The following is a 22,322-nucleotide window of genomic DNA, read 5'->3' as shown; positions in this document are numbered from 1 at the left end:
CGCCTAACGTGTGTTTGGAGGGCCGATGTTCTAATTTAGATGAGTTCGGCGGATAATTTGTCTAGGTAAACCTTGACCAAATGCTGGGCCCTATCGGCTTTGGAGGCTTCTGCATAGCATCGGCATTCCGGCGCATTTCCCGAGGGACGAAGATGTACAATTTCGCCATTTGAAAAGGTCACGCGCAACCCGTCTGTGATGTCTAAATTAGTCTCTGTTTCACCAAAAAACGTCTCTCTGGCTGGGGCTGATGCCGTCAGTTTTGAAAGGAAGCTTTGAGAAATATCGGAGCCAATGTCCGAAATGCGATCGGCTGCGGTAAAGCGTGGTGGTAAGCCGGTCACAAGCTGTACCAGCCCCTGCCCCATTTTATTGGCGGCGGCCAAGGGGGCCAAGATTGGCAAAAGACAGTCGCGGGTCATCAACGGCGGCAATGGACCAGCGGGGCCTTGGGCTTCAAACCCAAGCAAGAAACCGCCGTTTGCCTCATACCCAGCCACAGGGGCCTCTGGAGTGTCGGCCAAAGCGGCTTCCATTGCGGCGATCACATAGGGCGATCCAATACGAGTCAGATGGATTTCGGAAAAATCAGGCATCTGATGGATCATGGAGTTGGATGAAATCGGGGTGCATAGGCACCGAGCGCCCAAAGTGCGTGCTGTGAGCGCGCCCAGAACATCACCCGGCACGATACGGCCGGTCTCGTCGGCCAACATGGGTCGGTCGGCATCCCCATCGGTCGATATGATAGCATTCAGCCCATGCTCATGGCACCACCCTGCCAGCAAGGCTTGAGTGTTTGGGTCCAAAGCTTCGGTATCAACGGGGATAAAACGATCAGATCGGGCCAGGGGCACCACCTCGCCCCCCAAAGATTGGACCACGTCGACCATCAGGTCGCGGGCGACGGAACTGTGTTGATAAACACCAATGCGCAGCCCGGCCAAGGCCCGAGGGCCAAAGCCCGACACATAGCGGGCAACATAGGCTGCGCTGGCGGAAGAATCCTCGGTGTATTTCGCCGTTAATGCTGCACTGTTTCGGCCTAAATTGGCTTGAATCGCCTGTTCGTCCTGCTTGGTGATTTCGCCGGTTGGTACATAGAACTTCAAACCGTTGCGATCGGCTGGGATGTGGCTGCCAGTCACCATAATCGCCGCCTGCCCGGCCGCGAGGGACGAGAGGGCCAAGGCGGGTGTGGGAAGCGCCCCGCAGTCGATGACGGGAACACCCTCGGCCAAAGCCGTGCGGATGACAGCCTTGGCAATGTCAGGAGAAGACGGGCGTAAATCGCGCCCGATGTGCAACGCGCCACCATGTGGGCAGGCCGATAAAAAGGCGCGGGTGTAATCAGCGACCAAATCGTCGTTTAATTCAGTCACGAGACCGCGCAGGCCGCTTGTTCCAAATTTGGGCGCCATGAGATGTCCTTTGAAATACCCGTGTTATGTGCGGCATTTGAGTGATGTTCTCAAGTGTGTAAGTGGCGCGGCACAATCAGCGGTAAACCGCATTGTTTGTAAAGCGATCTGGAAATATCTCTCTAGAATTGCAATGGTCGCGGCACATGACGCACAGGCTTTGTGCGACCGGTGAATCGGTAAATGACACTTAGACAAATTGAGTTCTGGTATGGTCGCTGAATCAAATCCACTTTTTTCGCAACAATGGCACTTTGAACTGATTGGAGATATTCAATCAGTTTGGGCTGATTACACCGGACAAGGCGTTGATGTCGGCGTTTATGACGATGGTGTGGAGCGCACGCATGATGACCTTGATGGGAATTACAACGGATCGCTTCATGCTAGCGGCGATGACGGTCAACCCAACACATCCAGTGATGCGCATGGCACGGCTGTCGCCGGTCTGATCGCGGCGGAAAACAACAATATTGGCGGTGTTGGTGTTGCCTTTGATGCGGATGTCACCGGGGTTGATATCCTGTCTGATTTGACATCAGAAACCGCCTCTGTCGCGGCCTTGCGTCATATGGAAGAGTTTGAAGTTACCAACAATTCCTGGGGCTATACGCCCAACTATGCCCCCTTCCTGAGCATTGCCGACAGCTCAAGCCAAGCGAGCAACGAGGCCAGCGGTTTTGCACATGCTGTGGCGAACGGCCGGGACGGGCTGGGAACGGTGATCCTTAAGGCGGCCGGCAATGAAGCCAATAATTCGGTTTTGCTGTCCGATGGCATTGTCGGCAATGCTCAGGGCGAAGGGCTCAATTCCTTGCACACGGTCATCACCGTGGCGGCCACAGAAGAAGACGGAACAGTGGCGGATTATTCCAATTGGGGGGCGAGCCTGTTGATCGCGGCCCCGGCGGCAGAGGTGACAACAGATCGCTCTGGCTCTGCGGGATATTCCTCGGGGGATTATGCGGATGATTTTGGCGGAACCTCCGCCGCGACGCCGGTGACGGCGGGGGTGGCGGCCCTTATGTTGGAGGCCAACGCCGATCTGGGCTGGCGTGATGTCCAGAATATTTTGGCCACCTCGGCCTCACATACCGGATCCGACTACGGCAGCAGCAGCGCCGGATATGAGGTCGGAGACTGGGGAGCCAACGGTGCCAGCAATTGGAATGGTGGTGGCATGAGCTATCACCTGTCTTACGGCTATGGCATGGTCGATGTCTTTGCCGCGGTGCGTATGGCCGAAGTCTGGGACCGGCTGTACGAAGATGCGGCCGTCAACGAAAACGAGGAGGTGGTGACGGCCTCCTTCTCCGGAAATCTGGCAATCAATGACAACACAACCACAACCGTGTCGATCAATGTCACCCAAGGGGTGATGATCGAACATATCTACGTCACTCTTGAAGGGACCCATACCTATCTAGGGGATCTCGAGGTTCGGCTTGTCTCGCCTGATGGCGATAGCTTTTTGCTCTTTGACAATGAACTGGGCGGTGCGGACCTTGAAGAGGCGTGGACCTTTGGTATTGCGGCGGCGCGCGGCCTGACCTCGCAAGGGGAGTGGCGTCTTGAAGTTCAAGACAGTGCCGGAGGGGATACCGGAGCAATTACAGGCGTGGAGCTGGAGTTCCGAGGCTCGGAGGTTAGCACCGACACGGTCCACCATTTCACCCAGGACTTCGAGGATTACGCCGATGAAGACGCCGGGCGTCGCACCCTTGAGGATACGGATGGCGGTTCTGATTGGATGAATCTTGTCGCGGTGACCGGCAATGTCGCCTTGTCGCTAAGTGCAGGCGGAACCTTGAGCGTGGCCGGCGATGAATGGGCCAGCATTGCGTCGGGGACCGACATTGAAAATGCCGCCCTAGGCGATGGCAATGACACCGTCACCGGCAGTTCGGAGCACAACACTATTCTTGGTGGCCGTGGCGATGACAGTCTGCGGGGCGAAGGCGGTGAGGATCACGTTGAAGGCGGTGCAGGCAACGATAGGGTCTATGGCAACGGGTCAAACGATACGCTTTATGGCGGTGATGGGGATGACCGGCTCTCGGGCAGCTCCGGCGACGATAGTCTGCGCGGTGACGCCGGAGACGATACGCTCTATGGCGGGTCTGGCGATGACATCCTGCGTGGCGGCGATGGTGACAATTACATGGCGGCTGGTGCCGGTGATGACAAGGCCTATGGTGGCACCAATGACGACAGCATGACCGGCGCTTCGGGCCATGACCGTATGGTTGGCGGTGGCGGCTCTGATACCGTTTGGGGGGGCACGGGCAACGATACGCTTTATGGCAACGCGGGCAATGACACGCTGAATGGCGAAGACGGGGCCGATTGGTCCTCAGGCGGGGATGGGGCCGACTTGCTCTTGGGGCGCGACGGCAATGACACGATGCGTGGCTCAAATGGCAACGATCGGTTTTACGGTGGAGCCGACAACGATGTGTTGGCCGGGAACCTTGGGAATGACACGCTCAATGGTGGGTCGGGCAATGACCGGATGTTTGGCGGCGACGGTGCGGACCAGCTCATTGGCGGCAGTGGGTCAGATGTCATGAGCGGTGGCGATGGCGCGGATGTCTTTGTCTTTGGTTCCGTCTCCGAAAGCGCGCATGGCTCAGGGCGGGATGTGATCGTCGATTTCACCCACAATGTCGATCAGATCGACCTGAGTGGGCTTGGCTCTGGTCTGACATTTGTCTCCAGCTACAGCGGCAGTGCCGGACAGGTGCGCTACAATGACAGCATCGGGCGTCTATATGTGGACATAGATGGGGATGGAGCATCTGATCTGTCGATCAATGTTACCGGTGCTCCAACCTTGGATGCCGGCGATTTGATCCTGTAAGGGGGATCGATATGTGATCTTATGTGACTGCCTCCTTTGCAGAGGGGGCAGTTTTTCTTTGCCTTATGGGCAAACAGCCGGGGTTGGTTTGGCGGGTATGGTTTTCCCATCTGATCAACCGGCCCGATTTCGTGTACAAAATGGTCGAAAGTGTCGAGTCCATTTCACCACGGAGTAGTATGATGCCCAATATCTCTTTGACGACCACCACAGTTGGCAGCGGCATAATTGTCGACTTGGCCAGCGATGTGAGTGCGACCGGCTTTATCACCGAAGGTGTCAGTGCCGCGAGCTTTTCAAGCTGGGCCGTGGCGGGGTTTGCGGATGACCAACAGATAACAGTGGCAGGCAGCGCCATGTCTGCCACGTCCAGCGCCATCTATATGAGCGGTAGTGAAGCCCGGGTTTCTGTGCTGGCCTCTGGGCAGGTGTCGAACACAGATGATGGCGCGAGTGCGGCGATCTATATGGCGGGTGACAACTCTTTGGTGACCAATCTCGGCGCGATTTCTGGTGGGGCGGGTGTCGAGATTGTCACCAGTTCCGGCGGCGGCGGTCAGGTGGTCAACCACGGCACCATAAGCGGCGTTGGGTTTGGCTATGCGGCAACCCTGTATAATACGGCCCGCTATGGGGCGGGAATTTTGTTGGATGGTGGGACATATGATGGCCCCGAAGAAATTGACCCGGTGCGTATCATCAATACCGGGGTGATTTCGGGCGCGACCCAAGATGGATATGCGCCGGGCTATGCCATTTTGATGGAATCCCGTGTCGAAGAGGAAGACGATCAGGTCTCGGCCACAGAGCAAAGCAACGTGGCCGCCTATATCGCCAATTCGGGCCAACTTATGGGGGATGTGCGGGTTCTGGATCAAGCGGACCAACTGCAGAACTCAGGAGAAATCCACGGTGACCTCCGCATGGGGGGCGGCGATGATTGGGTCGATTCCCGCCTTGGACAGGTCTTTGGGATCACTCAGGGTGAAGATGGTCATGACAGCCTGATCGGTGGCGAGCATAGCGATATTATTGATGGCGGTGCCGACAACGATTCCATCATCGGTTTCGATGGCGCAGATGAGCTGATTGGTGGCTCTGGCGAAGACACGCTGCGCGGGGGGGCCGGTGAAGACACGATTGATGGCGGCTCGTCTGACGATGAGATTCGCGGCGGCTCGGGTGATGATTATATCGATGGCGGTAGCGGTGGTGACGATATCCGCGGCGAAAGCGGTGACGATACCATTTTGGGCGGCAGCGCCAGTGATACGATTGATGGCGGCTCGGGCGAGGAGAATATTGACGGTGGCTCCAGTGCTGACCTGATTTATGGCCGCTCGGGGGATGATTTCATTCGCGGCGACAGCGGATCGGACACCATGTCCGGCGGGGCCGGGGCGGATACGATCTCGGGTGGGACCGGACATGACGAAATTGATGGTGGCTCAGGCGGGGATCGCATTTTTGGCGGCTCCAATGACGATACGATCGAAGGCACCTTGGGGGATGACTATCTTGATGGTGGGGCGGATGATGATGTGCTGCGCGGCGGGTCGGATAATGACACGCTGATTGGCAATGCCGGGCAGGATGAGCTGAGCGGCGGCAATGGGGCCGATGTCTTTGTGTTCAACGCCGAAACCGACAGTGTCCATGGGGCGACCCGTGATACGATCACCGATTTCGAGGCCGGGGTTGATATGATTGACCTAAGCGGTATTGCCTCGGGTCTGACCTTTGTCTCAAGCTATACCAGTACCGCAGGCGAAGTGCGCTATAACGACAGCGTTGGGCGGCTATACGTTGATGTTGATGGTGATGGTGGCTCTGATTTCTCGGTGGATGTGACACCGGGGTCCGGCCTGAGCGAAAGCGATTTGATTTTGTAAGCCCGATTTTTAGACCGCTGATGGCCTGAACATGTGACCTGATAAAACTGCTAGGCGGGGCCGATATATTCGGTCCCGTTTTTGTGTTAACAGTTTTCCAATTGATAAAAAAATTTCAACAAGGAGGCCCGAAATGGCCGTTTTATCTGGTGCAAGCCTCACTTTGAGCGATGTAGAAACCAATAGCGCCACCCAGGCTGTAAGTATCCCCTGGGACATTGCGAGCGCAGAGATTGGCGGTGTGACCTATGTTTATTCAGCAGCCCATTCCAATGATGCCATTCAAGTCTGGACCCTGTCCGCCAGTGGTGATTTGACGGCGGTTGCGACGATAGACGACACCGTTGCGGCCACACTCGACGGGGTCGCAGGGCTTGATGTCTTTACCTATGACGGGACACCGTATTTGGTGGCGTCTGGCGTGAGTGATAGTGGGATTACGGTTTTTGAGCTTTCGGATTCCGCCCCTTATCTCACTTTTACCGACCGAGCGTTTGACGCAGACGATCCTGATACCCACCTTGGTGATGTTCATAACACAAAGGTTCTGACCTTGTCTGGGGGGACCTTTATTTATGTGTCCGACTATTATGGGGATGGGCTAAGCGTCTTTTCCTTTGATGACACCAATGGTTTGACCGCCGTTCAAAACATTGATGACGACGCGACGCTGGAGTTGAATGGCGCTTGGGGGATCGAAACCTTTGTGCAAAACGGACAGCAATACATTGCGGTGCTGGGCGGCTTCGATGATGGGATATCGGTCTTTTCCGTTGATGACACAACGGGGATGTTGACCTCTACGGCAAATCTTGCCGGGGTGGATGGTTCCCTGGAAAACCCTACGCGGGCGGCGTCGCTTGAGATTGATGGACTGACCTATCTCTTTGTGACCGAATATGCCGGGGATGCTGTCAGCGTTTTGACCTTTGACGGTACAAACCTTGAACAAGAATTCCGTGCTACGGGTGATGGTTTGGATGGCGCAACTGAGGTGCATATCATAACCCCCGGCGGACAACCGCATTTGGTGGTGTCCAGCCAAAACTCCGATCAGATCGAAGTGTTTGCGATTGATGTCACCCCCTATAGCGCAACACAAGGCCACCTGACACATGTACAAACCTTGGTGGACGACGCCGAAGAAGGCTCCCTGAATGGGGCGCAATATGGCACGGTTGTCACCGTCGAAGGGAGCAGCTTTGTGCTGACCAGCGCTCGATTTAACGGGGCGGTGAATGTGCATGAGATCGGCGGTGGCGATGATGCGATCACCGGCACCAACGCCAGTGATGAGATATCTGGCGCGTCTGGCGATGACACGCTCGAAGGTGGCGGCGGTGACGATGCGATTGCGGGCGACAACGACGATGACCTGATCCGGGGCGGTTCGGGGGCTGATACGCTTGATGGCGGCGCGGGCGATGACGATCTGATGGGCGGCTCGGGTGATGACGAGCTAAACGGCGACGCGGGTGTTGATGTGCTGGAGGGTGGCTCGGGCAATGATTTGATCCGGGGCGGTGATGGCTCGGATCGCGGCTGGGGCGGCTCTGGCAATGACACGTTCTCGGGCGGTTCGGGCGAAGACACTCTGCGCGGCGGCGACAACAACGACCGCATGTTCGGCGGCAATGACGATGATGTTCTGGCGGGCAATTCCGGCGATGATTACATCCGGGGCGGCAATGGCAACGATCAGGTCTTTGGCGGCTCTGGCGATGATGATCTTGGCGGTGATGCGGGCGACGACACCGTTGATGGCGGGCTTGGCGATGATCTGATCCGCGGCGGAAACGACGATGACGTTCTGATTGGCGGACGCGGAGCCGACACGCTGGTCGGCAATTCCGGTGATGATAGCTTGCGCGGCGGTGCCGATGATGACCGGCTGATTGCCGGCACGGGCAGCGATACGCTGATGGGCGAGAGTGGTGCGGATGTGTTTGTCTGGACCAACGCAAATCAAAGCGTGCACGGATCAGGCCGTGATCAGATAGCCGATTTTGAAGCGGGCGTTGACCAAATCGACCTGTCGGCAGTCGGCTCTAATTTTGTGACCAGCTACACCGGCACAGCAGGCGAAGTGCGCTACAACGATGCCGTCGGGCGGCTATACGTCGATATTGACGGCGATAGCGCCAGCGATTTCTCGGTTGATATCGGTGCCGGAGCCGGGTTGAGCGAAAGCGATTTGATCCTTTGATCCGGTAGCAAACCATATCGAGACACTGTGCATTCCGCGCTGTGTCTCGTTGAAATTTTAGCATGATCGGCAGAGCGCCCCCTGCCCTTTGCAAATATTCTTAGGAGAGACTTATGGCCATTGTCATCACAGGAACAAGCACCGCGACGCTAACTGTCAACACGACAACCCCCTATCTGGTGGCCAATGGCGCTGTGATCCATCCGGGCACGTATTTCACGGGCATTCAATATACGTCGGCACCGAGCACAGGCGCGGTTCTGGATAGTATTGTGACCCTTTCCGGGGCCGTGAGCACCTATCGAGGCCATGGGGTTGAGATGAATGGCGACGATCTTCTGACCATAACTCAGACCGGATCGCTTGAAGCTTATCTGAGCGGGGCCGACGGGATTCGCTTTGGCGGTGATGGGAACCGCGCGGTGATTCAAGGATCGGTCTTTGCATCCGATTTTGCGGTTTTTGGTGTCTCTACGACGGGCTCTTCTGAGCTGACGATTTCCCAAACGGGCGTGGTGCGCGGTGGTGGAGATGGCGGGTTCCCGACGGGCATTGTGGATGATGGCTATTCGGCTGCTGTTGGGTTTCGGGGGTCTCTCCAGCTTGACAATCACGGGCTGATCCATGCCGAGGAAAGCCTCACCAGTGGCTATCGAATTGCGGTCACAACCGCAGCGAGCACCGTGGCAACCGGCAACCGGTTGGGTCCGGCAAATGGCGGGACGCTGGATCTTTTGAACACAGGCATCATCCGGGGGGATGTCTTTGCAGTGTCGGGGAACGACACGATCCGAAACTCCGGATTGATCGAGGGGGATGTCACGCTGAATGGCGGCCACGATGTTTTTGACACCCGAGGTGGTCAGGTCACAGGGAGCGTCGACCTTGGCGATGGTGACAACACTGCCTATGGCAGCGATTTAGATGACAGCATTTTGGGCGGTGCCCAAGGCGATACGATCTATGGCTTTGATGGGAATGACAGCATCCAGGTCGGGGCTGGCGGAAGCAAAGTACGGGGTGGTGCCGGGGATGACACGATTGTCGGCGGCGATGGCATTGATGTGCTGTTTGGCGGGTCGGGGCATGACTTCATGCAGGCCGTTGATGGTGAAATCAACGTGCTATACGGGGATTCCGGCAATGACACGCTGGCTGGGTCGGATGAAGTTGACCTGCTGTTTGGCGGGTCTGGCAATGACTTCATCCAAGGCCATTCTGGCAATGACCAAATATCGGGCGGCACCGGAAATGACAGTCTTTACGGCAATGTTGGGGACGATACGATCAAGGCCGGAGATGGCAATGACACCATGTATGGCAATGAGGGGGCCGATAGCCTTGAGGGTCGCGATGGCGATGATCTGCTATACGGCCAAGATAATGACGATCGGCTGCGCGGTGGTGCGGGGGATGATTTTCTCTCTGGTGGCACCAATGCGGATGAGTTGCATGGAGGCTCGGGTCATGACCGCATGACCGGCGATAGCGGCGGCGATATCCTCTATGGCAATAGCGGCGACGACAGCATGCTTGGTGGTACAGGACTTGATACAATACATGGCGGGTCGGGTGATGACACCATTGATGGCGGGGTCAACGCCGATGAGGTGACCGGCGGCTCGGGCGATGATTTCATACGCGGTGACAGCGGCTCGGACACCCTGTCGGGGGGCGCGGGCGATGATACGATTTCCGCAGGTACCGGCCATGACAGCGTGATTGGTGGATCCGGCGCGGATCGTCTGTTTGGCGGGGCCAATGACGATACGCTGCGCGGGTCGCTTGGCGATGATTACCTTGATGGCAGCAGCGGCGATGATAGCCTGTCGGGCGGCTCGGGGGATGACACGCTGATTGGCGGGTCTGGTCAGGATGTGTTGTCTGGTGGCAGCGGCGCGGATCTCTTTGTGTTCAAAACCACCAGCGACAGCCCCCATGGGACCACCCGAGATACGATCATTGATTTTGAGGCCGGGATTGATCTGATTGATCTGTCCGGTATCGGATCTTCTTTTGTCGCGAGCTATACCGGCACCGCTGGTGAGGTCCGTTACAATGATGTGGTTGGCCGCATCTATGTTGATGTCGATGGGGACAGCGCCTCGGACTTCTCGGTCGACATCGGCGCGGGGGCCGGTCTGAGCGAGAGTGATTTGATCTTGTAAATCTGACCTGCATTGAGAAGAATCTGAGCTATATTGGCCTGATTTGCGATCTAATAGCCAATAAGGGACGCAGTTCTGCCATATTATCGGCCAAAGCCTTCGGCATAGATTTTGGCCAAAGCGGAACTGCGACTTTGAACTTGGAGACAGCATGACACCTGCAACGGAACTGGAACGTCACTTTCTGGAATTGGTGAATGCAACGCGGGCCGAATACGGTCTCGCTGCACTTCAGCTGGAATTGAACCTCAACGAATCTGCTGATGTGCATGGCGCATGGATGGTTGAGACCGATACGTTTAGTCATACTGGCGACAACGGGTCGGCCCCGTCTGAACGCATGGCGGACGCTGATTATGATTTTTACCAATCCTGGCGTGCGACTGAAAACCTTGCAGTGGTCAATATCTCCGGTACGGATAGCTATCTGGACGAATTGGAGCGTTTGCACACCAATCTGATGAACAGCCCCGGCCACCGGGCCAATATTCTGGATGCGACCGTCACCTCAATCGGGATCGGGCTAAGCTTTGGGCCGATAACCTATTCCAGTGGCAGACAATATGACAGCATTCTGGTCACACAGAACTTTGCGCGGACGTTGGGGACCGAGGATTTTGATATCTACGGTGATAGCGGCGCGGATGCCTTGGCGGGCGGTGTAGGAGATGATCACCTTGATGGCGAGGGCGGCAACGACACGCTGCGCGCGGCGGCGGGGGATGACACCCTCTTGGGTGAAGCTGGCGATGATCTTCTGATCGGCGACGATGGCGATGACAGCCTCGAAGGCGGCAGCGGCAATGATGACCTGCAGGGCGGCGCAGGTGCGGATACCCTGCGCGGCGGCGATGGCGAGAACAGCCTTGCGGGCGGCGATGACAATGACCGGCTTTATGGCGGTGATGATGCCGATACCCTATCGGGAGATGGCGGCGATGACACGCTTGATGGCGGCGATGGCGCGGATGAGCTGACCGGTGGTGTGGGTGACGATAGCCTACTGGGCGGCGGCGGTAATGATAACCTAGAGGGCGGCGACGGCGCTGATGTGCTACGCGGCGGTGATGGGGTCAATACCATGTCCGGCGGGGCCGATAACGACAAGCTCTATGGCGGCTCTGAGGCGGATGAGATGTCCGGCGACGAGGGCGATGACCGCATGGTTGGCGGCGGCGGCGATGATGAGATGCTCGGCGGCGCAGGCGGCGATACGATCTACAGCAACGCTGGCGATGACACGCTGAATGGCGAGGACGGGAATGATTGGTCCTCGGGTGGTGATGGGGTTGATCTCTTGTTGGGACGTGATGGCAATGACACCATGCGTGGCGGCAATGGCGGCGACCGTTTTTACGGCGGCGCAGATGACGATCTGATTGCCGGGAACATGGGTAATGACACCATTTACGGCGGCTCAGGTGATGACCGTCTGTTTGCGGGCGGCGATGACGACCGGATTATTGGTGGACGTGGGTCCGACCGGATGGGCGGTGGAGCTGGTGCCGATGTGTTTGTCTTTGACGATGTTGAAGATAGCGCGCATGGCTCAAACCGGGATGAAATCGTCGATTTCCAAAGCGGGGTCGATCAGATTGATCTGTCCGGTCTTGGCAATCTGACCTTTGTCACAAGCTATAGCGGCGCGGGCGGCGAAGTGCGCTACAATGAGGCGGTTGGCCGGTTGTATGTGGATATTGATGGCGGCGCATCCGACTTTTCCATTGATTTTGCCGATGGCACGGTTGTGACTGCGGACGATCTTATCCTGTAATCCTGTTACTTTCTGACATTGCCGGTATGTCCGGCCTGCCCTCCCCCGCATGATATGCGGGGGATATTTTCTTGCTTTGCAAGTGATCCCTGATACCTTTTGTTTTCTTGCGAATAAAAACAAAAGGTATCAGGGATGCGTATTAATTTTACCGGAACCAATAGTCGCTTTTTCGGCCAGGCATTTTTTGATGGCAATGATGAATTGGCCAGTATCGAGGTCACCAGCCCGCGTGGGGTTGTGACCACCACCGTGGTGATCGAAAATTCCGATACGGGCTTTGTGACGACGTTGACTGGGACAAACCTTTTGGTCGACGCGTCCGGCAATCCGACCCAGGGGACGATCACCGGTGCCAGCTTTTCGCAAGGGGGCGTGGTACAGGGCAGCGTCAGCGATATTTCCTGGAGCTTTACCGGCTTTTTACAGGCGTTGCTTGATGTCGAAGGCAGCAACGATCCTGCAGCCCTTGCCGTGCTGTTCAGCAGTTCGGGAACGATAGAGATTGATGCCTCGGCGGCGATGGTCGAATTGCGGCTTGATGACCTGATAGAAGATATCCTGCCGCTGCTGACCGAGCCGCTGGATGTCATCGGCTCTGATTTCGAGGACCGGCTCTTTGGCACCCCAAATGACGATACCTTCGCACCGGGAGAGGCCAGCGATGGCGGCAATCGCATTCGGGTCTCCGAAGGTGATGACACGGTAGACTTCGATGGTGTCGGCAGCGATGACTGGACCGAAATCCACTGGGGCAATTTCTCTGATCCGGTGACGGTCACGATCGACGGTCCGGCGGGCACCGGTAGCGGCACGGTAAACGGCCATACCACCACCCTGCTCAATGTGGATCAAGCGCTTGAGGCGGACGGGTTCGACGTGATCGGCGGCTCGGGCAATGACACGCTCAACATGACCAATTCGGATGAGGGCTGGTTCTCTCTCAATGGGGCCGAAGGTGCGGACACTTACAATATCCATGTCGGCAATGGCGGGCGAATCAACTTTCACTGGGGGGTGATGGGCGATCCCAGCATGGGGTTGGTGGCGGACCTCTCGACCGGGGTGGTCAGCAATGATGGCTTTGGCAATATCGATCAGATCAACGTGCTGGGCGGCTCTGGCCGACTAGAAATCCGCGGGACTGAGCACGATGACAGCGTCACGGGATCAGATCGCAATGACGGTTTCATCTCGGCCGGGGGCAACGACACGTTTGATGGCGGCAACGGGTTTGACCGGGTGCGCTATGATCGCCGCGATGTTGATGTGGCGGTGTTTGTCGATCTGTCTGCCAATACCGCAACCGGCAGCTGGGATGGCCAGGCCTTTACCCATACCTTGTTGAACGTGGAATACATCCGTGGCTCAGAATTTGACGATACCATCCTAGGCGATGGCGACGATGAGTTTCTGGAGGGCCGCGAGGGCGATGACACGATCCGTGGCAATGGCGGCAATGACGAGCTTGAGGGTGAGGATGGCAACGACAGCCTAGAAGGCGGGGCCGGCGACGACAGGCTGCGCGGCGATGATGGCAATGACACGCTACGCGGCGGTGACGGTCGGGATCATCTGCAGGGCGGCGATGGCAATGACGTGCTGGATGCGTCGGGCGGCACTGCCGCCAGCCAGGGATGGGGTGATTTCATCCGTCCCGGATTGGGCCATGACACAATCATCGGCCATTCCGGGATCTGGGCCTTAGGCGAAGGGGTGGATATCAGTTACGATGAACTCTCGGGGGTCGGAGGGCTGACGATCACGGTCACCACGACCACAGGCGACGGTACGGTGGTGAGCGGTGACGGACGGGTGAATGACACGTTCACCTACACGCATTATTTACGCGGCTCACAGGATGATGACCACATCACCGGGTCCTCAGGCAGCCATTGGGAAGGGCTTGAAGGTCTTGGCGGTGATGACACGCTGGATGGCGGCGGCGGCTATGCGTCGGCGCGCTACAACTGGGAACACGAATATGGCGGCACCTCGGGCATTGATGCCGACATGGCGGCGGGTACGGTGATTGACACCTTTGGTGATACCGACACGCTGATCGGTATTGCCGATATCCGCGCCTCTGTCTTTGATGACACAATAGATGGCCGAGGGGTCTCCACCTATCAGAGCTTCCGCGGCGACGCGGGCGATGACACGCTGCGCGGTGGGGCGGGCGAGAACCGGCTCGAAGGCGGTGAAGGCGATGACCGTGTCTATGGTGGCACGGCTGACGATACGCTCACTGGCGATGCGGGCAATGATCGGCTGGTCGGCGGTGGCGGTGATGACGAGGTTGATGGCGGCGACGGCAACGACCAAATCTACGGCAATTCCGGCGATGACAGCCTGCTGGGCGGCGCGGGTGACGATACCCTGTCAGGCGGGTCAGGCAATGACACGCTGCGCGCCACAAGTGGCGAGAATGTCCTGTCGGGCGGCACTGATCACGACCGGCTCTATGGTGGTGGCGATGATGACACGCTGAATGGCGATGCGGGCAATGACCGGCTGGTCGGCGGCTCGGGCGAGGATGACGTCAGAGGCGGCGAGGGCAACGACATCCTCTATGGCAATAACGGCGATGACCGTCTCGAAGGCGAAGAGGGCAATGATTGGGCCTCGGGGGGCGCTGGTAATGACCTATTGCTGGGGCGTGCGGGCGAAGACACGATGCGTGGCTCAAGCGGCAATGATCGTTTCTATGGCGGCGGGGATGATGACATCCTGTCGGGCAATAACGGCAATGACTCGCTCTTTGGCGGTTCGGGCGGAGACCGGCTCTTTGGCGGGGCGAACAATGACCTTCTGTCCGGCAATAACGGCAATGACTATCTGAGCAGCGGGACGGGCAATGACCGGCTCTATGGTGGCAATGACAATGACACCCTGATTGGGGGGGCCGGGTCTGACACGCTGTCAGGCGGGGCCGGGGCGGATGTGTTTGTGTTCAGCTCGGTGACCGATAGCCCGCATGGGTCCGGGCGTGACGTGATTTCGTCCTTCCAAACCGGCCTTGATGTGATCGACCTTAGTGGTCTTTCCGGGACGTTGACCTTTGTCACAAGCTATACCGGTGCCGGAAACGAGGTCCGCTATAATGACACCATCGGACGGCTCTATATCGATCTCGATGGTGATCCGGCTTCGGAAATGTCGATCGATATCACTGGTGCCCCGGCACTGACGGCGGATGATCTAATCCTCTGATCTTCTAACCGTGGACTAGACAATTCTACCCCGGTGCGAGAATCGTAGGAACCTGTTAGGACTCCCTGAAAAATCAGGGAGTCCTTTTTTACATGACAATTCTTTATACTGATGATGTTGGCACCGGTTACGGCCACAATCTGGGTGCAACTGTTGAAGGGTGGGTCTATGTCTCCGAAGGCACGTTGTTGGCCTCGACCACCAGCTACGGCATTTATGGAACGGGAACCGACCAGCGGGTGACCATCTCGGGCGAGGTTGTAAGCTCGATCTATTCCGCCATTAATATGTCTGGGGATAACGCGAATATCACAGTGCACGAGACCGGGATCTTGTCCGGTGCAGATGGCGGTTCTCACACGAGCGGGATTCAGGCCCGTGGTGATGTCGTGTCTATCACCAATCATGGCATGGTTTCAGGGCGCTTAGGAATTGAGATCGGCCAAGGTGTTTTGCTGAACACTGGGATAATTTCGGGGGCCAGATCCAACGGATCCTTTGGGGAGGGCGTTCTTGTTGCCGCTTCTGGGACGACTGTGATCAACAACAGCGGCACGATTTCTGCGGCGAGCACGGCCATTCGCACGGCAACCAGCCCAGATCCTGACCCGACCGTAAATCTCATCAACAGTGGTGAGATACTCGGCCGCATAAGCCTTTCTGGTGATGGCAATCACACCGCAACAAACTCGGGCCATATTGCAGGTAACCTTTCGTTTGGTACCGGAGACATTGAGCTGCGCAACACTGGTCTCATTGAGGAGTATGTTGCCCTAGGGAATGGTGAGAACTTCGTTGATAACAGCGGCGACATCTACGGGACGGTGTATGGCGGCGGTGACGATGATATCGTTCATAACAGTGGCACTTTGCATGGCATACTTTCCTTAGGCGAGGGCCAAAATGAGTACCTTGCTGTTGGTGATGGCCATGTCATTGAAGGCGTCAACTCAGGCAGTGGCGATGACACGTTGATTGGCGGTTCAAACGCCGATGCTCTTAACAGCTCGGGTGGCGCTGATCTTATTTATGGGATGGACGGCAATGACATCCTTTTTGTCACGTCGGGAGATAACCACCTACGCGGCGGCGGCGGTGATGACTACCTGTCTGGTGGGTCCGATAGCGACACCCTGCACGGCGGTTCTGGTGATGATTACCTGAGTGGTGGCAGCGGCACGGGCGCGGATTCATTGGATGGAGCGTCAGGGAATGACACGCTGATTGGCAATGGTCAGGCGGATACCATGAATGGTGGTTCTGGTGATGACCTGCTGCAAGGTGGTCTCGGAGACGATACTCTTAATGGGGGCAGCGGCAACGATACCATTGTGGCTGGCGCAGATGATGACATCGTTAGTGGTGGCTCTGGCAATGATGCGATCGCGGGCGATGAGGGTGAAGATCAAATCAAGGCTGGCGAGGGCGACGATACCGTCACTGGCGGTGATCATGCCGATACGATTTTTGGCGGCGATGGCGATGATGTTCTGTTGGGCGATGCCTATGGTGACATGATCCGCGGCGGCGGCGGCGAGGATACCATCAGCGGCGGGTCCAATGGTGATACCATTTATGGTGGCTCGGGGGATGATGTCATTGATGGCGGATCCGGCTCTGATTTCATTGTCGCCGATGGTGGCAATGATCAGGTTCTGGGTGGCACAGCCTTTGACACCATTCTGGGCGGCTCGGGCGATGACACTCTGGACGGTGGGGCCAATAGCGACACCGTCGCCGGTGGCTCGGGGGATGATGTCCTGTTTGGGGATAGCGGCGCCGACAACCTGTTTGGCGGATCGGGTGATGATGCCATGTCGGGAGGGACGTCCGACGATAACCTTGATGGCGGATCGGGCAATGACACCCTGTTGGGGGACGGCAATAATGACACGCTGCGCGGCACCCTAGGCGATGACCAGCTTGAGGGCGGATCGGGCAATGATTGGCTCTATGGTGGCTCTGATGATGATGTGCTGATTGGCGGTAGCGGTCAGGATATTCTGTCGGGTGGCAATGGCGCAGATGTCTTTGTGTTCACAGCCGAAACCGACAGCCCACATGGGGCAAGCCGTGACGTGATCACCGATTTTGAGGCCGGGGTGGATCAGATCGACCTGTCCGGGTTTACCGGGACACTGGATTTTGTGACCAGCTACAGCGGCACCGCCGGAGAGGTGCGATATAACTCCACCGTTGGCCGCCTGTATATCGACCTAGATGGCGATAGCGCCTCGGATGTGTCGATTGATATCTCAGGTGCCCCAGCCCTGAGTGAGGGTGACTTGATCCTTTAGGAATACCTGTGTCTTGGCCCATTTTTGAGGCCAGGACAGCCGTTTGGGTAACGTATTCAAGACTTGTTGGGGTTTCCCCGCTCTGAGACAGTCAGGCGGGGCACATTGCAACTTAAGAGCCGGGTAAATTGTACCGGCCATTTTAAATTCAACAGAGGAATATGAAACATGGCTTCTTTTGCAATATCGTTTAACAGTACGACGGCCCGCACCCTAGATGGGTCGGAATCCGGGGTGATCACCAATAACGGGTCACTTCTTGTCACTGGGGATGACGCGGTTCATGCAACGTTCGGGACCAACTGGCTCACCAACAATGGTACGATCTGGGCCTATGGCGGCGGCTTTGCTGCGGTTGAGGTAGATGGTTCGGTCTTTGAGATGCTCAATGGGCGCGATGGCTTGATTTCCGCCGAAAACCCGACACAGGGCACGTTGGATATTAATGTCTCGAACTTGGCGGACATCACCAATCATGGCACCATTCATTCCTCCAATGGCGGCGCGATTGACTTCGATGACAGCGACGGTGGGGCGAACTTCTTTTTGACCAACACGGGCGATATTACTGCCAATAGTGGCGACGCCGTGTATATCGATGTCGGGACCGGGTATACTTATATTGTCAACGAAGGCTCGGTGACCAGTCGTGGGGGCGCTTTTGATATCAACGGAGATACCGCGAGCTCTTCGACCCAAACATTTACCAATCATGGCATGATCACGTCCCGGGATAACATCGCAATGACTGTGGACGTCGGGAATACCGGGTCCTTTGTCATGGTAAATACCGGGGATATTACCGGTTGGAATGGAGCATTCCAGACCAGCCGAGAAACGGATGTGACCCTCACCAATACCGGCACCATGACGGCTCTGACTAGCATACATGATGCGATCAACTTGGGTGGTGGCGATGATGTTATCCGGAACGAAGGGGGTATTTTCGGAGATGTGTCTCTGAGTGCCGGTGCCGATCGGTTTGAAAGCATCGCGGACGGTGTTGTTCATGGGGATGTCACTGGCGGGTCAGGAAATGACAGCCTGCTTGGTGGCAATGCGGCGGACAGCTTTTTCGGCGATGATGATAATGATTATCTGGTCGGACGAGGCGGCGAAGACACGCTGACTGGCGGTTTGGGCGAAGACACCATGCGCGGTGGCTCGGGTGATGATGAGATCTATGGCGACTCCAACGCCGATGAGATTCATGGTGGCTCGGGTGACGATATGATCGATGGCGGAAGCGGCACCGACAACATCTTTGGCAATGGCGGCGACGACACGATCCTTGGCGGGACAGCCGATGACACGATCTCGGGTGGTTCGGGCAATGATGACATTCGTGGCGGATCAAACACCGATGAGATTTCGGGTGGCGCAGGCAACGATATCCTGCGCGGCGAAAGCGGCTCGGACGATATCGGTGGCGGCGCGGGCGAAGACACCCTGTCGGGCTCTAGTGGCAATGACAGCATGGACGGTGGCTCGGGTGATGACCGGATGTTCGGCGGGGCCAACGACGATATACTCGAAGGCACACTCGGCGATGACTATCTCGATGGCGGCTCGGGTGATGACAGCATGCGCGGCGGCTCGGACAACGATACGTTGGATGGCGGATCGGGTCAGGATACCTTGTCTGGCGGATCCGGTGCGGACGTGTTTGTCTTTAACGCCGAAACCGATAGCCCACATGGTGCGGGCCGTGATGTGATCACCGACTTCGAAGCCGGGATTGATACGATTGATCTGTCTGGTTTCGCTGGCACGCTGAACTTTGTGTCGAGCTATAGCGGCACAGCTGGCGAGGTGCGCTACAACGATAGCATCGGACGGGTCTATATTGATCTGGATGGCGATAGCTCCTCGGATGTCTCGTTTGATGTCTCCGGGGCCCCTGCCCTGACTGAGGATGATTTCATCCTCTAAGGTTTAGAAAGGGGCAGCGCGCTGCCCCTTTCGTTTCTCTGGCCGTAGGCTGTGGGGCGATGCTTGTTATGGGCGATGTGCCTCACAACTCCCTTCAAAGGTATGCTGCGCATACCGAGCGGTTCGGATGACTCTTCCGTCACAGCGTGCGACCTGTGCTAGGGTCGTGTCGTCAGCAACGAAATGGTGACGCGATGGGGAAGAGCACTTTGGATGTGCCTCGGGTTTTAAGGATGAGACGGCCCCGTCTTTGGTGTCACAATTTTCAAGCAAGACGCCCGGTCAGTTGACTGGATTGAAAAACGCAACTTTTAACGCGCCCGTTCCGGCGTAGAAGGAGTGTATTATGCCTACGATTATTTCTGGTACGACAAGCAGCACGGTGAATGTCACCAGCACAACTCCCACAATCATCAGCCAGGCGGCTGTGGTCGAAGTCTCAACCGGCACGGGGGTGCATCTGAACAACGGCAGCGTTAGCATTGCGACCTTGGCTGTGGCCGGTTTGGTTGCGGTTGATGTTGGCACAGCGATTTTTACCACGGGCAACGACCGCATCAATGTTACGCAGACCGGTCAGGTTCTGGCTTATGGGTCCAGCACGGATGCCATCATCTTGGGGGGCCAATACAACCAGCTTACGGTTGCGGGCTATGTCTATGCCACGGATTTCGGCGTTCTGGCGATCGAATCCTCCGGCACGGACCGTCTAACTGTGGCGGCCACCGGCACGGTGCAGGGCGGATCGAATGCCGGGGATGGCGGTGAATTTGCCGCCGCTGTTCTAATGGCTCATGGGACGGGGGTGTCCTTTGTCACCAATCACGGCACCATCATTGGCGATCTCAACTCATCGGGGGCCTCAAGCTATCGCTCGGCTGTGGTCAATGCCACGTTTGGGTCTGGGGCCACGCGGGAATTCGAAGAGCTGGCCGATTATCGAATGGTGTTGGACAACACCGGTCTGATCGAAGGCGATATCCTGATGATGGGCGGCAATGACCTGGTCTTTAACTCAGGGCGCATTGCTGGCACGGTCTATCTGGGTCGCGACGATGACAACTTTGATGGCCGTGGCGGCTTTGTCACCTCTTCGGTCAACGGAGAGCACGGCAATGACACCATAATTGGCGGGGATTTCTTTGACCGCCTGTTTGGGGATGAGGGCAATGATTTGCTGTTTGGCCTCGACGGGGGCGACAACCTTGAAGGTGGGGTTGGCAATGACACTCTGCGCGGTGGTGCCGGGGATGACACCTTAGATGGCGACTCCAATTCCGATGTCATTTTTGGTGGGTCTGGCGATGATCTGATCGATGCAGGAAGCGGCACGGATGAGGTGTTTGGCGATAGCGGCGATGATACGATTGATGGCGGCAGTGCCAGCGACACCATTGATGGTGGTTCGGGGGATGATGACATCGACGGCGGCACCAGTGCCGATGTGATTTCCGGCCGCTCTGGCGATGATCTGATCCGTGGCGATAGCGGCGGTGACAGCATGGGCGGCGGTTCTGGCAATGACACGCTCTCGGGTGGAACCGGCCATGACAGTCTTGATGGTGGCTCTGGTCATGACCGAATGTTTGGCGGTGCCAATGATGACACACTAGAAGGCACGCTGGGCAACGACTATCTTGATGGCGGATCGGGGGATGACAATCTTAGCGGCGGCTCACATGATGACCGGCTTGATGGTGGAACCGGTCAAGACACCCTGTCAGGCGGCACTGGCGCGGATATCTTTGTCTTTGGCGGCGTCTCCGATAGCCCGCATGGCCTAACACGCGATGTTATCACGGATTTTGAAGCCGGTGTTGATCAGATCGACCTGTCCGGGTTCTCAGGCACCCTGACCTATATTGGCGGCGCGGGTTATTCCGGTTCGGCAGGTGAGGTCCGCTACAATGCGGCAGTGGGCCGATTGTATGTTGATACAAATGGCGATAGCGCCTCGGATTTCTCGGTTGATCTGACCGGCAACCCCTCCCTAAGCGCAGATGATTTGATCTTGTGATGTGACGTCGCAGGGTGTTTGCGCCCTGCGACCCCCTTGGGTGCATCGTGGTCAAACGCGGGCAGGCAATGTAGCAAAACCACCAGGCTGAAACCCATCCCAGAAGATGGCAAGAGCCAGGAATGACCTCCTTATCCTCAGCAAAAACATGGGCAAGTCTTGGCGTGGGTTCTGCGTTGGAGACAGGGAGACCCGCGGCCATTGAAGGGCGCGGTCGGGATGAAACTTGGCAAGGCTACAACACCCCCCACACTTATCCGGGCAAGCCTTCGATATGCCGCAGACCTGTGTCATATAACCCCAAAATAGAAGAGGTATCGGTGAGCCAGCTAGCAAGACATCCTGTGCAGACGTGAAACCCCACCCTTCCCGTCAGATCGGGAACCCGTGTTGGGGGCAGGAGAGTGAGATCACCTATCAAGGCTCAGGTGATCATGAGCTTGTATGTGGCGCAGTGATGCGGATCGAGAGCCCGTTTGATTTGGAAGGCTAAGAGACGCAGATATTGGTAACGGGTGGTGCAGGTTTTATTGGCTCTGCGG

Annotated in this window: 10 protein-coding genes; 9 read left to right on the top strand and 1 reads right to left on the bottom strand. The window is 57.0% G+C overall.

The features are described 5' to 3' along the window. Positions 1–35: 35 nt before the first annotated feature. Positions 36–1,421, bottom strand: a complete 1,386-nt coding sequence (locus tag AC5EFR_RS20615; protein ID WP_493577614.1) for a phosphomannomutase — start codon at positions 1,419–1,421, stop codon at positions 36–38. 211 nt (positions 1,422–1,632) lie between these two features. Here AC5EFR_RS20615 and AC5EFR_RS20610 point away from each other — a divergent pair, with 211 nt between their 5' ends. From AC5EFR_RS20610 to AC5EFR_RS20570, 9 genes are all read left to right on the top strand, one after another. Beyond that, positions 1,633–4,281 carry a S8 family serine peptidase gene (locus tag AC5EFR_RS20610; protein WP_493577613.1) on the top strand — a complete coding sequence of 883 codons (2,649 nt, stop codon included), beginning with the start codon at positions 1,633–1,635 and terminating at the stop codon, positions 4,279–4,281. A 182-nt stretch (positions 4,282–4,463) separates the two neighbouring features. Beyond that, a complete protein-coding gene (locus AC5EFR_RS20605) occupies positions 4,464–6,173 on the top strand; it encodes a calcium-binding protein (protein WP_493577612.1) in 1,710 nt (569 codons plus the stop codon). Positions 6,174–6,306: 133 nt separating this feature from the next. Beyond that, complete coding sequence (locus AC5EFR_RS20600; RefSeq protein ID WP_493577611.1) at positions 6,307–8,379, top strand: hypothetical protein; 2,073 nt, start codon at positions 6,307–6,309, stop codon at positions 8,377–8,379. Between the two features lie 113 nt (positions 8,380–8,492). Then, entirely contained in the window at positions 8,493–10,547 is a 2,055-nt protein-coding gene (locus AC5EFR_RS20595) for a calcium-binding protein (protein ID WP_493577610.1), read from the top strand. Between the two features lie 151 nt (positions 10,548–10,698). Then, positions 10,699–12,321: a CAP domain-containing protein gene (locus tag AC5EFR_RS20590; protein WP_493577609.1), complete on the top strand. Its 1,623-nt coding sequence runs from the start codon at positions 10,699–10,701 to the stop codon at positions 12,319–12,321. A gap of 135 nt (positions 12,322–12,456) precedes the next feature. Further along, positions 12,457–15,534: a calcium-binding protein gene (locus AC5EFR_RS20585; RefSeq protein ID WP_493577608.1), complete on the top strand. Its 3,078-nt coding sequence runs from the start codon at positions 12,457–12,459 to the stop codon at positions 15,532–15,534. 92 nt (positions 15,535–15,626) lie between these two features. Further along, entirely contained in the window at positions 15,627–17,831 is a 2,205-nt protein-coding gene (locus AC5EFR_RS20580) for a hypothetical protein (RefSeq protein ID WP_493577607.1), read from the top strand. 168 nt (positions 17,832–17,999) lie between these two features. Beyond that, positions 18,000–19,763: a hypothetical protein gene (locus AC5EFR_RS20575; protein ID WP_493577606.1), complete on the top strand. Its 1,764-nt coding sequence runs from the start codon at positions 18,000–18,002 to the stop codon at positions 19,761–19,763. A gap of 346 nt (positions 19,764–20,109) precedes the next feature. Further along, positions 20,110–21,780 carry a calcium-binding protein gene (locus tag AC5EFR_RS20570; protein ID WP_493577605.1) on the top strand — a complete coding sequence of 557 codons (1,671 nt, stop codon included), beginning with the start codon at positions 20,110–20,112 and terminating at the stop codon, positions 21,778–21,780. The last annotated feature ends 542 nt before the right edge of the window (positions 21,781–22,322 follow it).

The sequence above is a fragment of the Pelagimonas sp. genome (assembly GCF_058892305.1).
Note: the sequence above shows the minus strand (reverse complement) of the source record. Positions and strands in the feature narration are given on the sequence as shown.

Bases quoted from the DNA above. Each gene is read 5' to 3' on its own strand.
- AC5EFR_RS20615 (WP_493577614.1), bottom strand. From the start codon at position 1,421: ATGGCGCCCAAATTTGGAACAAGCGGCCTGCGCGGTCTCGTGACTGAA.
- AC5EFR_RS20610 (WP_493577613.1), top strand. From the start codon at position 1,633: ATGGTCGCTGAATCAAATCCACTTTTTTCGCAACAATGGCACTTTGAA.
- AC5EFR_RS20605 (WP_493577612.1), top strand. From the start codon at position 4,464: ATGCCCAATATCTCTTTGACGACCACCACAGTTGGCAGCGGCATAATT.
- AC5EFR_RS20600 (WP_493577611.1), top strand. From the start codon at position 6,307: ATGGCCGTTTTATCTGGTGCAAGCCTCACTTTGAGCGATGTAGAAACC.
- AC5EFR_RS20595 (WP_493577610.1), top strand. From the start codon at position 8,493: ATGGCCATTGTCATCACAGGAACAAGCACCGCGACGCTAACTGTCAAC.
- AC5EFR_RS20590 (WP_493577609.1), top strand. From the start codon at position 10,699: ATGACACCTGCAACGGAACTGGAACGTCACTTTCTGGAATTGGTGAAT.
- AC5EFR_RS20585 (WP_493577608.1), top strand. From the start codon at position 12,457: ATGCGTATTAATTTTACCGGAACCAATAGTCGCTTTTTCGGCCAGGCA.
- AC5EFR_RS20580 (WP_493577607.1), top strand. From the start codon at position 15,627: ATGACAATTCTTTATACTGATGATGTTGGCACCGGTTACGGCCACAAT.
- AC5EFR_RS20575 (WP_493577606.1), top strand. From the start codon at position 18,000: ATGGCTTCTTTTGCAATATCGTTTAACAGTACGACGGCCCGCACCCTA.
- AC5EFR_RS20570 (WP_493577605.1), top strand. From the start codon at position 20,110: ATGCCTACGATTATTTCTGGTACGACAAGCAGCACGGTGAATGTCACC.